This window comes from Gymnodinialimonas sp. JB5-7 (genome assembly GCF_055693405.1).
Window position 1 is genome coordinate 51,879 of sequence record NZ_JBVFUX010000006.1, and the last position, 13,446, is coordinate 65,324.

At 61.5% G+C, this 13,446-nt stretch carries 11 protein-coding genes, 1 tRNA gene and 3 pseudogenes; 8 read left to right on the forward strand and 7 right to left on the reverse strand.

Annotated features, from left to right (window positions below):
* Window positions 1–167: 167 nt before the first annotated feature.
* Window positions 168–524 carry a hypothetical protein gene (locus ACZ1HK_RS06130; protein WP_472627950.1) on the forward strand — a complete coding sequence of 119 codons (357 nt, stop codon included), beginning with the start codon at window positions 168–170 and terminating at the stop codon, window positions 522–524.
* Between the two features lie 356 nt (window positions 525–880).
* Here ACZ1HK_RS06130 and ACZ1HK_RS06135 read toward each other — a convergent pair.
* Window positions 881–970: transfer RNA gene (locus tag ACZ1HK_RS06135), tRNA-Ser, on the reverse strand.
* A gap of 209 nt (window positions 971–1,179) precedes the next feature.
* Between ACZ1HK_RS06135 and ACZ1HK_RS06140 the strand changes: the two genes are divergently transcribed.
* From ACZ1HK_RS06140 to ACZ1HK_RS06170, 7 genes and pseudogenes are all read left to right on the forward strand, one after another.
* Window positions 1,180–2,061: an SPOR domain-containing protein gene (locus ACZ1HK_RS06140; protein WP_472627951.1), complete on the forward strand. Its 882-nt coding sequence runs from the start codon at window positions 1,180–1,182 to the stop codon at window positions 2,059–2,061.
* A gap of 6 nt (window positions 2,062–2,067) precedes the next feature.
* Window positions 2,068–3,276, forward strand: coding sequence for a D-alanyl-D-alanine carboxypeptidase family protein (locus ACZ1HK_RS06145; RefSeq protein WP_472627952.1), 1,209 nt, complete (start codon window positions 2,068–2,070; stop codon window positions 3,274–3,276).
* Between the two features lie 285 nt (window positions 3,277–3,561).
* A complete protein-coding gene (gene tmk, locus ACZ1HK_RS06150; RefSeq protein ID WP_472627953.1) occupies window positions 3,562–4,191 on the forward strand; it encodes a dTMP kinase in 630 nt (209 codons plus the stop codon).
* 51 nt (window positions 4,192–4,242) lie between these two features.
* Window positions 4,243–5,367, forward strand: coding sequence for a DNA polymerase III subunit delta' (locus tag ACZ1HK_RS06155; protein ID WP_472627954.1), 1,125 nt, complete (start codon window positions 4,243–4,245; stop codon window positions 5,365–5,367).
* Window positions 5,368–5,391: 24 nt separating this feature from the next.
* Window positions 5,392–6,179 (forward strand): annotated as a pseudogene (locus ACZ1HK_RS06160) (TatD family hydrolase).
* Entirely contained in the window at window positions 6,180–6,977 is a 798-nt protein-coding gene (locus ACZ1HK_RS06165; protein WP_472627955.1) for an MBL fold metallo-hydrolase, read from the forward strand.
* A gap of 162 nt (window positions 6,978–7,139) precedes the next feature.
* Window positions 7,140–8,066 carry an AEC family transporter gene (locus ACZ1HK_RS06170; protein ID WP_472627956.1) on the forward strand — a complete coding sequence of 309 codons (927 nt, stop codon included), beginning with the start codon at window positions 7,140–7,142 and terminating at the stop codon, window positions 8,064–8,066.
* A 91-nt stretch (window positions 8,067–8,157) separates the two neighbouring features.
* On the opposite strand, the pseudogene ACZ1HK_RS06175 reads toward ACZ1HK_RS06170, so the two are convergent.
* From ACZ1HK_RS06175 to ACZ1HK_RS06200, 6 genes and pseudogenes are all read right to left on the reverse strand, one after another.
* Window positions 8,158–8,772: pseudogene (locus ACZ1HK_RS06175) on the reverse strand (ABC transporter permease); the annotation flags it as partial.
* 174 nt (window positions 8,773–8,946) lie between these two features.
* Window positions 8,947–9,129, reverse strand: a pseudogene (locus ACZ1HK_RS06180) (ABC transporter permease); the annotation flags it as partial.
* Window positions 9,130–9,176: 47 nt separating this feature from the next.
* Complete coding sequence (locus tag ACZ1HK_RS06185) at window positions 9,177–10,811, reverse strand: ABC transporter permease (protein ID WP_472627957.1); 1,635 nt, start codon at window positions 10,809–10,811, stop codon at window positions 9,177–9,179.
* On the reverse strand, window positions 10,808–11,098 hold the full coding sequence (locus ACZ1HK_RS06190; protein ID WP_472627958.1) for a DUF1330 domain-containing protein: 291 nt from the start codon (window positions 11,096–11,098) through the stop codon (window positions 10,808–10,810). Before ACZ1HK_RS06190 ends, ACZ1HK_RS06185 begins: the two co-directional genes overlap by 4 nt.
* Window positions 11,099–11,161: 63 nt before the next feature.
* Entirely contained in the window at window positions 11,162–12,277 is a 1,116-nt protein-coding gene (locus ACZ1HK_RS06195) for an extracellular solute-binding protein (RefSeq protein WP_472627959.1), read from the reverse strand.
* Between the two features lie 62 nt (window positions 12,278–12,339).
* Complete coding sequence (locus tag ACZ1HK_RS06200; RefSeq protein ID WP_472627960.1) at window positions 12,340–13,437, reverse strand: ABC transporter ATP-binding protein; 1,098 nt, start codon at window positions 13,435–13,437, stop codon at window positions 12,340–12,342.
* Window positions 13,438–13,446 lie beyond the last annotated feature (9 nt).

Consider the following 13,446-nt stretch of genomic DNA (forward strand, 5'->3'; position numbering starts at 1 on the left):
TCACAGAGAGAACATATGCTCTTGCCGACTCAATCAGATCTGGCGGAGTCAGGAGCGCCGTACCTTTGCTCGACAGAATTGCAATTGCGCGAGGCATATTAGCATTCCGACTGAATCCGGGTTCCCTTGGATCAGAGTTGAAGGTGCCCCAAGAAGAATTGGCGCCCTTGCTCCTGTCTTTCGAAGCCCCGTTTACGTGTCGACGTCGAGGAGTTGAGACAAAGATTGTCGCGGGGATCCGCAAACCTGAGCCGGATCGGACGCTTCTACGTGCGCTCCGGACGGCACATAATTGGGCCACGGCATTGCGCGGCGGTGTATCGCTCAAAGCCATCGCAGCAGATGCGAGAGTAACCGATCGGTACGTCGCGCGCATCGTGCCTCTTGCCTGTCTCTCGCCGCGAATTCAGCAAGCGATTGTCACGGGAACGCAACCGGTGACCCTCACACTTGCTGAGCTGATCCGAAGAAAGCTGCCGCTCGACTGGGCGGATCAAGAACAGCTCTTCTTGCACCAAGACTAATCCCTGCTTCGGGTTCCGCACTCCTTGCTCGTTCGGTGATATTCCCTGCTTGGCGCACATATTTCCCTGCTCGGACACCTAGGGAAATCCGCTTCAAGCGCTTGATTTGCTACTGATAATCACACGAGAAATGCCCAAATCATGGAATTCCGTACAAGGTTCCCTGATAATTCCTTGCTACCAGGGAAATCTCCCGAAAACCGCACCGACCAATTTCGCCAACTGAGACCGGTCTGGCAAAACCGGCAAACTCACTGACGCAGGTGCGTCTCTGTTCAGGGAAACGTCTGACAAGCCGCCGGAAACACGGCGAAAAATCGCTCAACTTTGCTACCGGGAACGGAGACAGGGGTCGATGGCGGAGGAGGTGGGATTCGAACCCACGGTACGCTTTCACGCACGCCGGTTTTCAAGACCGGTGCATTCGACCACTCTGCCACTCCTCCGGCGGGGTCTGGGCCACGCGATACTGTGACATGTGTGATTCTGAAACCCGCCCTGTGAAGGCAACTTTCACAAGCCACCTTTTCAGAACCGAATCAGTCAGCTATCTTGCTCGCAATACAGGTGTGCCCGCCAAAAGGGCACAGGTCCGGCAACGACCGGGAAACCAATAAAACACCGTGCGCTCGACGCGCGGGAAATGAGTGCAGAGATGAGCAGTATGACACAACACCGCCCCACGCCCCGAATCCGCCTGGCGCTTGCGCTTGTGCCACTGATGGCCCTGTCCGCCTGTATGGGTGAGGACGGCGAATTCTTCGGCTCCCGCAACGCTGATGCCGATGGCCCAGCGCCAATTGGCGCCACACGCCTCGTCGAACGCGACGTCGAGGCGCCTGAAATCTTTGAAGAAACCACCGAAGGCTTGTGGGATGGACGCCCCTCGCTTGGTGGCGTCTGGGTCGCGCACCCCGATGTTGGCGATCCCGAACGCGTGATCATCCGCAACGATGAAAACGGCCGCTTCGTGATCGGCGCGCTCTTCCGCCGCGAACGCGATCACCCCGGCCCGACGCTTCAGATCTCCTCTGACGCAGCCGCCGCCCTGGGCGTTTTGGCCGGCGATCCAACCGTGCTAAACGTCACCGCCCTGCGTCGTGAAGAAGTGGCCGAGACCGCTGAAGGCGCGCCCGACGCACTGGCACCGGGCGAAGAAATCGCAGCCTCCGCCGCTGCGGCCGAGATCACCGCAACCCCGCTCGACGGCGCAGAAGACATCGCAAGCGCCGCCGCAGCCGCCATTGAGGCCGCGGATCCCGCACCGCAACCGGCCGCCGCGCGCACGCCTGCGGCCAGCGATCTTGAGAACCCCTATGTTCAGATCGGCATCTTCTCTGTGCAAGAAAACGCCACCAATACCGGGCAGGCCTTGCGCAGCGTTGGACTAGAGCCCACAATCTATGACCAGTCGAGCAACGGTCGCCAATTCTGGCGCGTCGTGGTGGGCCCCGCGAATACGTCGGAAACCCGCGATGCGATCCTTGAAAGCGTGCAGGGGCTTGGCTTTGATGATGCCTTTTTCGTAAGTCGATAGGACGCCATGCACAGCGCAATTCTGACCAGACCCGCCGCGACACTCCTCGCGGCGGTTTTGTTTTTGCTCACTGCCCTGACCGCCGCAATGGGCCAGGGCTACGACACTCAGGCCCGCGCGGCCTATGTCTATGACCATGCCTCGGGCCAGGTCCTGTTGGAGCTGAACGCGGATGAGGCTTTACCGCCCGCCTCTATGTCCAAGCTGATGACGCTTCTGATGACGTTCGAGGCGCTTCGCGATGGCCGCCTGACGCTGGAGACGCGCGTGCCGGTCTCAGAGCATGCAATGAGCTTCGGCGGCTCTACCATGTTCCTCAACACACAAGACCGTCCGACCATCGAAGAGTTGATCCGCGGCGTTGTGATCGTATCCGGCAATGACGCGTCGGTGGCCTTGGGCGAGGCGCTCAGCCCCGATGGGACAGAGGCCGGATTTGCCGAAATGATGACGGCACGCGCGCGCCAGTTGGGAATGATGAATTCGACCTTCCGAAATGCCTCAGGCTGGCCCGCGGAAGGCCACCGCATGTCGATGCGTGACCTTGGCATTCTGTCGGTTCGCCTGATCGAGGAGTTCCCCGAATACTACCACTACTTCCAGGAAACGGAATTCGACTACGAGGGTCGCTCTCCCGCCAACCGGTTCAACCGCAATCCCCTTTTGGGGCTGGGGATCGGTGCGGACGGCCTGAAAACCGGCCACACGTCCGAGGCTGGCTATGGACTTGCAGGCTCGGCCATGCAGGGCGATCGCCGCGTGACCTTTGTGATCACTGGCCTGTCTTCGTCTGAGGCGCGCGCGGCGGAATCCGAGCGCATTGTGACCTGGGCCTTCCGCCAATTCGTGATGCAGGAGGTCGTGGAACCCGGCATTGAAATCGCCCGTGCACCTGTCTTCCTTGGCGCGGAAGAAAGCGTAGGCCTTGCCCCGGCGGAAGGCGTCGAAATGCTCGTGCCTGCCCTGCTGGACCCGGAGATCGAGGCAAACGTCACCTTCACAAGCCCCCTGCCCGCGCCCGTCGCAGCCGGAGACGTGGTCGGCGAATTGCATATCATGCAAGGTGTCCTGGGCTTTGAGGCCCGCGTTCCAGTTGTCGCGATGGCAGATGTCCAACGCGGCGGTCCGATGGTGCGTCTTCGGACGGCATGGGGCGATGTGATGGGCATGGTCGGCGGCGGCGAAGACGCCGCACCGGAAGCTGTCGCCAACTGACACCGCCCCACCCGGCACGATCCCAATGTGCTCCCGCCCATGACCGAAAGCAGAGCTTTCGGTCAATGGTTGGGCGTGGCACGCCGGGCGGGCCAGATGGCCCGCGTCGGCGCGGACGGCGCTTCATCTGATAGCTTTCGATGTAGGGTGCGCGCTGTGCCATATTTTGCATTTTCATGGAACAAAGATGGGCAGTACATCCAAAGGAGCGCACCAGCTTGCTCTGCGGCACGGACCGTGTAATGGCTGGCGCCTCAACGGATGGGACAAGGACCAACACGCGATATGGCTGAGACGAACGGCCTCTTCATCAGCTTTGAGGGCATTGATGGCTCTGGCAAGTCCACACAGGCGCGCAAGCTCGCGGATTGGTTGCTGGATCAGGGGCGCGATCCGGTTCTGACGCGCGAGCCGGGCGGCGCGCCAGGGGCCGAGGAAATCCGTCGGCTGCTGGTTGAGGGGGAGCCGGAACGCTGGAGCCCCGAAACCGAAATCCTGCTCTTCACTGCCGCGCGCCGCGACCATCTGGAGCGCACAATCCGCCCCGCGCTTGAGGCAGGCCGGGACGTTGTGACGGATCGCTTCGCCGATTCCACACGAGTCTACCAAGGGGCCACACGTGGCGATCTTCGGGGGTTGGTGGACCAAATCCACGACAGCGCCATCGATGTTGAGCCTGATCTGACCCTCATCCTCGACATGGATCCTGCCATTGCGTTGCAACGCGGCTTGGCGCGTCAGAGCGGCGAGGACCGGTTTGAGGAGTTTGGCCTTCCGTTCCAGCAAAAGCTGCGGTCGGGCTTTCTCGACCTCGCCTCGGATCAGCCCGACAGGTGCGTTGTGATTGACGCCAACACAGATGCAGATGCGATTGCCTCTGCGATCCGCGATGTGGTGGCGGGCAAGCTGGGTTGAAGCGCCCGCTTTTCGCCTGCCCCTGCCCCGCGCCCGTGCTACGTTACCTGCATGTCTGACGACGTCCCACTCGAATCCGATCGCCTCGACGGCGCACCACATCCGCGCGAAACGCTGCAGCTGTTTGGCCATGCCGGGCCGGAGGCGGAGTTCCTGTCTGCAGCCTCTTCGGGCCGCCTGCCTCACGGTTGGCTCCTGACCGGCCCGCGCGGAATAGGCAAAGCCACCTTCGCATGGCGCGCCGCGCGTTTTCTGTTGGCGACGCCCCCGATGGCAGATGACGACATGTTCGGTGCCCCGCCGCCGCCCGAGAGCCTCGACATCGACCCCGAGCATCCCATTGCCCGGCGGATGCTGGCCCTGACTGAGCCGGGTCTGTTTCTGCTGCGGCGCCCGGCGGACGACAAGGACCCGAAGAAGCTGAAGACGGTCATCACCGTCGACGAGGTCCGGGGTCTCAAGGGCTTTTTCCAGATGTCCGCAGGCGATGGCCGCCGTGTCGTGATCGTGGACAGCGCGGATGAGATGAACCCGTCGGCCGCGAACGCCCTTCTCAAGGAATTGGAAGAACCCCCGGAAGGTGCCGTTCTTTTCCTCATCTCGCACCGCCCCTCGGGCCTTTTGCCAACGATCCGCTCCCGGTGCAGGACCTTGCGCTTCAACGCGCTCAAAAATGCAGACCTCGCCGCAGCGCTGGCGCAAGCCGGGGCGGAACCACCCGAAGGTGTTGCATTGGCCACCCTCGCCCAAGGGTCGGTCGGTGCGGCCATCACCTTGGCCGAACAAGGCGGACCCGCACTTTACGCTGATGTCATGCGCCTGCTGGAAACCTTGCCCAACATGGACCGCGCGCTGGCCCTCAAACTCGCCGAAAGCACGGCGGGCAAAGCCAATGAAGCGTGCTTTGATCTGACCCTGAGCCTGTTGGAAACCGCGCTCTCCCGAGCGGCCCGCCTTGGCGCGACCGGACAAGCCACCGCTGACATCGTCCCAAACGAGGCGGCAATTCTCGCCCGCCTCGCCCCGGACCCGCAGAGAGCCCGAGACTGGGCCATGCTTGCACAATCGCTGACCGCGCGCGCCCGCCGCGGCAAGGCGGTCAACCTTGACCCCGCCGCGCTCATCTTCGATATCTTCCTCGATCTGGACCGCACTGCGGCCCGCCTTGCCGCGTGAGCGTCCCCATGACCCAACCTCGAGATCGTCGACAGCCACTGCCACCTCGATTTCGACAGCCTCGCTTCAGAGCTGCCCGAAGTGATCTCGCGCGCTTTGGATGCTGGCGTCACGCGTATGGTCACGATCTGCACGCGCCTCAAGAACGCCCCGCAGGTACAGGCCATCGCCGAGGCGCACGCACCGTTTTCTGGGCCGGCGGCACCCACCCCATGTCCGCAGCGGAGGAGCCTCTGGCAACTGTCGAAGACCTGGCGGCACTCGCCGCGCATCCCAAATTCGTCGGTATCGGTGAGACCGGACTGGATTATCACTACACGGCCGATAGCAAAGCCGTGCAGCAGGAAAGCCTTCGCATCCATATCGAGGCCGCTCGGCGGACAAATCTGCCCCTTATCATCCACGCCCGCGACGCCGACGATGATATAGCCCGCATCCTAACCGAAGAACACAAAGCCGCCCCCTTCACCTGCGTCATGCACTGCTTCTCCAGCAGCGCGGAACTGGCTAAGGCCGCCGTCGATTTGGGCTTCTACCTGTCCATGTCGGGCATCGCCGCATTCCCGAAATCCCAAGCCTTGCGCGATATCTTCGCAAGCGCCCCGGTCGACCGCATCCTTGTCGAAACCGACGGCCCATACCTCGCACCCCCGCCCCACCGCGGCAAACGGAACGAGCCTGCGTTCACCGCCCACACCGCGCGAGTGGGCGCAGAGCTTTTCGGTCTTTCCTACGACGCTTTCGCCGCCCAGACCTCGGCCAACTTTGACCGGCTGTTTTGGAAAGCGGCCCTTGCGACAAAGGCCGCCTGAATGGCCACGCTGCGCTTCACCATCCTTGGCTGCGGCTCGTCCGGTGGCGTCCCGCGCCTTGGCGGCCATTGGGGCGCCTGCGACCCCACCCACCCGAAAAACACTCGCCGCCGCTGTTCCCTTCTGGTGGAACGCATCACCCCAGGCGGCACCACTGCTGTCCTTATCGATACCTCCCCCGACCTGCGGGCGCAGCTTCTGGACGCGGGCATTGGTCGGCTTGATGCCGTCCTCTACACCCATGCCCATGCCGATCATGTCCACGGACTCGATGACCTGCGGATGATCGTCTTCAACATGCGTGCGCGCTTGCCGGTCTACGCAGATGGCCCCACCACAAACGACCTGCTCAACCGCTTTGGCTATGCCTTTGTGCAGCCGCCAGGCTCGGCCTATCCGCCAATCCTCGACATCTTCGGGATCGATGGCGATACCACCATCGACGGCCCCGGCGGCCCGATCACGTTCGCCCCGTTTGAGGTCACGCACGGCAATATTGATGCACTCGGCTTCCGCGTAAACGACGTGGCCTACCTGCCCGACGTGTCCGACATCCCCGATGCTGCTTGGCCTGCCCTGAAAAACCTCGACATCTGGATCCTCGACGCCCTGCGCCGGGACCCACATCCATCCCACAGCCACCTCGCGAATTCACTGGAATGGATCGCGCGCGCCGCACCCAAACGCGCCGTGCTCACCAACATGCACATCGATCTGGACTATGAGACGGTTCTGGCCGAAACGCCCGCACATGTCGAACCCGCCTTCGACGGGATGCAGATTGAGGTCGCGGACTAAGCCCAAAAGGCACCGCCTCGCCCATCTTTGTTCCACGAAAATGCATTTGCGCCGCCTGCCCCAAGCGCGTCGCCACAAGTAAAGCGCCAACAAATTGAGTGCCAAGACGGCCGCAGGATGCTTCAATTTCCCTTCCCGCTCCAAACCCGCTAACCCTGCAGCATGCTTGATCTTCTGGCCATCGTTCTGCCGGTTTTCCTTGTCGTCGGCGCGGGCTACGCCGCCGTCTGGCGCGGCCTTTTCAAGGATAGTGCAGTTGATGGGCTCATGGTGTTCACCCAGAAATTCGCCATTCCCTGTCTGCTCTTCTCCGCCATTGCCACGCTCGATCTCGGGGCCGAGCTTAACCTTCGCCTCCTGATATCCTTCTACGCGGGCTCAACCTTCTGCTTCTTCGCAGGCCTTTTCGGCGCGCGCCTTGTCTTCAAGCGCCCCTGGACGGACAGCGTCGCCATCGGTTTTTCCGCACTCTTTGCCAATACCGTCCTTCTGGGCTTGCCGATATCCGAGCGCGCTTATGGCGCGGAGGCTCTCGGGCCGAACTACACCATCATCGCGTTCCACGCGGCCTACTGCTACCTGCTCGGCATAACGACGATGGAGATCATCCGCGCTGAAACACGCGGCCTGCGCCTTGGCGGCACCGTGGCCAAGGCGATGTTCCAGAATTCCCTGATGATCGGCATCGGCCTGGGCTTCATCGTGAACCTCTCCGGCTTGCCGATCCCCAGCGTCCTGCGAGAGGCATTGGATCTGATGATCCGCGCGGCCCTGCCGGCGGCCCTCTTTGGCCTTGGCGGGGTGCTTTACCGCTACAAACCCGAAGGCGATGTAGGCGTCATCGCCATGATCTGCGGCTTGTCCCTGCTGGGGCATCCGGTCATTGCGTACACGCTCGGCAATGGCCTTGGTCTCAGCCAGGCTCAATTGCAATCTGCTGTCGTCACCGCCGCCATGGCCCCCGGCGTGAACACCTATATTTTCGCAGATATGTACGGCTGCGCCCGCCGCGTGGCAGCCACGTCAGTACTCGTCGGTACGGCGCTTACCGTTGTTACAGCTGCGGTGTGGATCGCGGTGTTGGGATAGCCGCTGAAAACCTTAACATAAGGTTAAGAAAAAGCGCAGAACCGTTTCAATTCAACAGCTTAACCCATGGTTGCGCGCGTGCAACCGCCCCTCAATGCGGCGCAATTCCACGCAGTCGCTCAGACCGCCGCCTGAGCATCTCCACCGTCGCCAGAAGCACGATCGAGATCGCCACAAGGATCGTGGCCGCCGCCAGAATGACCGGGCTGATCTGCTCGCGCAGGCCCGTGAACATCTGCCACGGCAGGGTCTGCTGCCCGGCTGAGCCGACGAAGATCACAACCACCACCTCGTCAAACGAGGTGATGAACGCGAACAACCCGCCCGAGATGACGCCCGGCAGGATCAAAGGCATCTGGATGCGGAAGAAGGTTGTGACCGGATTGGCCCCCAGATTGGCCGCCGCCCGCGTCAGGGACCGGTCAAAGCCCACAAGCGTGGCCGTAACGGTGATAATGACAAAGGGGATACCAAGCGCCGCATGGGCCAACACAACACCCCAATAGGTGCCCTGCAACCCGATGCGGGAGTAGAAGAAATACATCCCTGCCGCCGAGATGATCAGCGGCACGATCATGGGTGAGATCAGGATCGCCATGATCGCCCCTTTGAACGGCACGTGCGTCTGGCTCAAACCAATCGCTGCAAGCGTTCCGAAGCCAACCGACAAAAGGGTCGCCACCGGCGCAATCATCAGCGAGTTGCGCAGCGGCGTCATCCATTCCTCGCCCTCAAGGCCTGTGAGCTTGCCGATCACCAGACCGAAAATGGCCCCGATCAGGATTGGAAACAGGTTCAGGTTCCCCTTCCACACCTTCAGGATCACCGTAAGAACTGCCCCGATCCCAAGCCCGACCAGCAGGCCGATCCATGGGTAGCCGTCCTCGCCGAAGAAATCCTGATAGTGGTGCAGGCTGTAGGCGTCGCGCTCAAAGGCGAGCATCCCAGGCGTGAAGGTAAAGAAGTCTTCCGCATTGAAGCTCAGCGGAATGATGATGATGATCGGCGCGATTAGGAAGAAGAAGATCAGCCCACAGATCACCCTGAACCCGTAGAACCAGATGCGCTGTCCGAACGTGGCATATGGGGAAGTTTTGTATCCATGGTCGCTTACCCCAGCTTCACGTTGTCGATGCCCACGATCCGGTCGTAGAGCCAATAAAGAACCAAAACCACTGCCAACAGGATCGAGCCAAGCGCGGCTGCTAAGCCCCAGTTCAGGCTGGAGGAGATGTGGAACGCGATCCGGTTCGAAATGAACGTCCCCGTCCGCCCACCGACAAGTTCAGGGGTGATGTAGTAGCCGATGGCCAGAATGAAGACGAGGATACAGCCCGCCCCGATTCCCGGAATGCTCTGCGGGAAGTAAACCCGTCGGAACGCGGTGAAATTCGTCGCCCCCAGCGATTTCGCCGCCCGGACATAGCTCGGCGGGATCGTCTTCATCACCGAGAACATCGGCAGGATCATGAACGGCAAGAGGATATGCGTCATGGCGATGATCGTTCCAGTCTGATTGTTGATCAGCGCCAATCGGCTGTCATCGGCCACCAGCCCAATCCACACCAGGATGTCGTTGATCACCCCTTGCTGTTGCAGCAGCACCTTCCAGGCAGAGGTCCGCACCAAAAGCGAAGTCCAGAAAGGCAGCAACACCAAGATCAGCAGCAAGTTCGATGTGCGCGTGGGCAGGTTCGACAGCAGGTATGCGATGGGATAGCCAAGCAGGATACAGCTGATCGTGATGACGCCTGACATGAACAATGTCCGCCAGAACAGCAGCAGATACAGGCGCTGATCTTCAGGCTGTGCCTCAATGCCCTGTGGCGTCAGTTGTAGGTCGACGGACGACAGGAAATAGCCTGCGGTGAACGGGTCCGAGAAAGCCTCGATCGTGCCCCAGACTTCAAGGTCGAGCCAATCCTCGTCGATGTCTTCAAAGGCTTCGCGGTAGCTTTGGGTCTCGAAACCCGGAACGGCCTCCAAGGCCGCCACGAAGACAGGGCCATCAAAGCGCCCAAGGCCCTCAGCCCCCTCGCCACTTTCGTGGATCGCCATCAGGTCATGGTAAAGCCCCGCATAGACAAGGTGCCATGGCTCTTCTTCCGCCGGGTCATCGCCATCGGTTTCCTGAATGGTCCTCGCGAAAACCTCATAGGCTTCAGCCGCGCGGGGGAAGCTGGCCTCAAACTCCGCGTCGATCCGGAACAGCGACAACGGGCGATCCTCGCCCTCAGCCGGGCGGCTGGCCAACCAGCCCGTGTCTGACACCAGTGGCAACCAGAACAGCGGGTCTTCCCACTGTTCGTTCAGATCCACGAACTGGTCCGTGTAAATCTCGCCAATATCGTCCACACCGCGCCCGGTCTTGCGGAACAGGGACGACATGCCGGTCGTCTCGTAGTTCAGGCGACTGCCCAGGCGCGTATGCTGGCGGCGTTCGGTTGCGGCGTAGAAATCCAGCGCCAGCGCCGCGTAGACATCGTCTTCGGGCAGATCTGACGGGTCCCATTCATCCAGCGCCACAACGGTGCGCGGCAGGGTCTCGGACACGATCTGGTTCTCGACCGAGCGGAATAGCATATCCACGATCGGGGCGATGAAGGTCACAAGGATAAAGATCAGCAGCGGCGCGATCAGCATCAGTGCGCGCAATTTCTGGGCGCGCAACGCACGGGCCAGCGACCGCTTCAGCGGGCGGCCATCGGCGGCCAGGACGGGGCCATCTTGAGTTGCGTCGCTCATTCCACGCCCTCGACTACAAGGATCACACTGTCGGCGGTGCGACGGCGGATCTCGGCAACTTCTTGATATGCGGGGTCGTTGTAGGCGGCCATTGCGGCCTCGTATGACTCGAATTCAAACACGACATGGCGCTGGAAGGTCTCACCTTCCATAATCTCGGACTTGCCGCCGCGCACGATGGGCTTGGCCCCGTGGCTCAGCAGGATCGGCGTGTCCCGTTCGATGTACTCTTGGTACGCCTCGGGATCGTTCACCGTGATGTGGCCGATGATATAGCCTTTGGGCATTGGACCGCCTTGTCGCCTCATGAGGGTGTCAGGGCGACCCAGGCCGCCCTGACAAAGGTAGATTTACTGGGCCAGCCACGCCTGGAAGCGTGCGTCCATGTCATCGCGGTAGTCCGCCCACCACTCGTAGTTGAACAGGAACGTGTTCTGAGCGTTTGCCGGATCGGTCGGCATGTGGGGCGCCATCGGGATGCCGAGGTCGGCATGGTCACCCACCAGCGGCGCGGACGACGCACGGGTCGGGCCATACGAGATGTAGAGCGCCTGATCGGCCAGGCGCTGCGTGTCCGTGGCGAAGCGCACGAAGTCGAGCGTACGGGCAAGACGATCTTCCGGCAGGCCAGCAGGAATGATCCAGCCGTCCAGGTCGAACATCTGCCAATCCCAGAGCATGTTGACCGGCTGGCCCTGCTCTTCGATCAGGCTGAACAGACGACCATTGTAGGTCGAACCGATTGCAACCTCACCATCGGCCAGAAGCTGTGGCGTGTCAGCACCGGCGGACCACCAAACAGTCTGGTCCTTGATGGTGTCGAGCATCGCGAACGCGCGCTCAAGACCTTCTTCGGTCTCCAGCGTGTCGTAGACGTCTTCGATCGCCACACCGTCACAGATCAGCGCCCATTCCAGGTTCGCAATCGGGCGACGCTCCAGCGAACGCTGGCCGGGGAAGTTTTCGGTGTCGAAGATCGCGCAGACACTGTCAGGCTCGGCGCCGTTCCACTCTGCGATATCGTTGCGGTAGCCGAAAGTGGTCGAATACACGATCTGCGGGATGAAGCAGTCGGACACGATGAACTCGCCGAAGTCTTCCGAGGCAGGCGTGCCATCGGGGGCCGGTGCCAGCACTTCGTCATGGTCGATTTCCATCGCCAGACCTTCGTCGCACAGACGCATGGCATCAGCGGCCACAACGTCGACGAGGTCCCAGGTGATGTTGCCGGCCTCATTCATGGCACGCAGGCGCGCCACGGCTTCGGCCGAGCTTTCGTCCCAGATCACTTCCAGGCCCTCATGCATCGCAGCATAGGGGTCGGAATAGGCGCGCGTCTGGCTGGTCTGGTACGCACCGCCCCACGACACAAGCGTCATGGAACCGGCCATGTGACCATCGGCCATTGCACCCGTCGCAGCAAAGGCCGCGCCGGTAGTCAGGAGCATAAGGCTCTTGAGTTTCATGGTTAGTCTCTCCTTGGTTGGACTTTGGTTTTTCCCGTGGTTTTTCGACCCTTTACGGGCCGTTATGCATCAAGTGCCCGGCAATCCTGCGGACGCCAGCCGATCTCGATGCTCTCCCCCGGTTTCAGCCTGCGCTGATCGGGGGCATTTCGTGTCTTGATGATGAAGTCTTCGGTTCCCGCAACGCTCAGGCGCGTGCGGTAGATGTCGCCCATATAGACGAACTCCTTGACCTCAGCCTTCAGCGTATGGGCGTCATCCGCCAGACGCGAGCGATCCATTTCGACTCGCTCGGGCCGGATCGACACTTGGGTTTTCTCGCCGACCGCGCTGACATTGACCGGAACCGCGTCAATGACGGAGCCATCTTCCAACGTCACTTCGCACATGTCGCCTGCCATCTTGCTGACCGTGCCCTGCAACGTGTTGTTCTCGCCAATGAATTGGGCGACGAAGCTGTTCTGCGGCTCCTCGTAAAGTGTGTCCGGCGCCGCAAGCTGCTGGATGCGGCCATCGTCGAAGACGGCCACGCGATCCGACATGGTCAACGCCTCGGTCTGGTCGTGGGTCACGTAAACGGTCGTGATCCCCAACTCATGGGCGAGGTTGGTGATCTCGAACTGCAAGGTTTCGCGCAGCTGTTTGTCGAGCGCACCAAGCGGTTCGTCCATCAGAACCAGCTCAGGCTCGAACACCAGCGCGCGCGCCAACGCGATCCGCTGCTGCTGGCCACCAGAAAGCTGCGCCGGGCGGCGATTGATGAAATCACCCATCTGGACCATGTCGAGCGCGCGCTTGATCTTGCCCTCCCGGTCCGACTTGCCCATCCCGCGCACTTCCAGCGGGAAAGACAGATTCTCGCCCACTGTCATATGCGGGAAAAGCGCATAATTCTGGAACACCATGCCGATGCCGCGCTTGTGCGGCGGAATGTTGTTGATCGGTTTGCCGTCGAGGGTGATTTCGCCGTGCGTGGCGGTCTCGAACCCGGCCAGCATCATCAGGCAGGTGGTCTTGCCCGAGCCCGAGGGCCCAAGCATCGTCAGGAACTCGCCCCGCCCGATGTGAAGATTGAGGTCTTTAACGACGAGCACTTCGCCGTCATAGCTTTTTTGCACGCGGTCGAAGGCGACGAACGCTTCCGTCTGGTCTGAGGTCAAACCCCACTC

Excerpts from the sequence above, each read along its gene's own strand:
- ACZ1HK_RS06140 (WP_472627951.1), top strand. The coding sequence starts at position 1,180 with ATGAGCAGTATGACACAACACCGCCCCACGCCCCGAATCCGCCTGGCG.
- ACZ1HK_RS06145 (WP_472627952.1), top strand. The coding sequence starts at position 2,068 with ATGCACAGCGCAATTCTGACCAGACCCGCCGCGACACTCCTCGCGGCG.
- tmk (WP_472627953.1), top strand. The coding sequence starts at position 3,562 with ATGGCTGAGACGAACGGCCTCTTCATCAGCTTTGAGGGCATTGATGGC.
- ACZ1HK_RS06155 (WP_472627954.1), top strand. The coding sequence starts at position 4,243 with ATGTCTGACGACGTCCCACTCGAATCCGATCGCCTCGACGGCGCACCA.
- ACZ1HK_RS06165 (WP_472627955.1), top strand. The coding sequence starts at position 6,180 with ATGGCCACGCTGCGCTTCACCATCCTTGGCTGCGGCTCGTCCGGTGGC.
- ACZ1HK_RS06170 (WP_472627956.1), top strand. The coding sequence starts at position 7,140 with ATGCTTGATCTTCTGGCCATCGTTCTGCCGGTTTTCCTTGTCGTCGGC.
- ACZ1HK_RS06185 (WP_472627957.1), bottom strand. The coding sequence starts at position 10,811 with ATGAGCGACGCAACTCAAGATGGCCCCGTCCTGGCCGCCGATGGCCGC.
- ACZ1HK_RS06190 (WP_472627958.1), bottom strand. The coding sequence starts at position 11,098 with ATGCCCAAAGGCTATATCATCGGCCACATCACGGTGAACGATCCCGAG.
- ACZ1HK_RS06195 (WP_472627959.1), bottom strand. The coding sequence starts at position 12,277 with ATGAAACTCAAGAGCCTTATGCTCCTGACTACCGGCGCGGCCTTTGCT.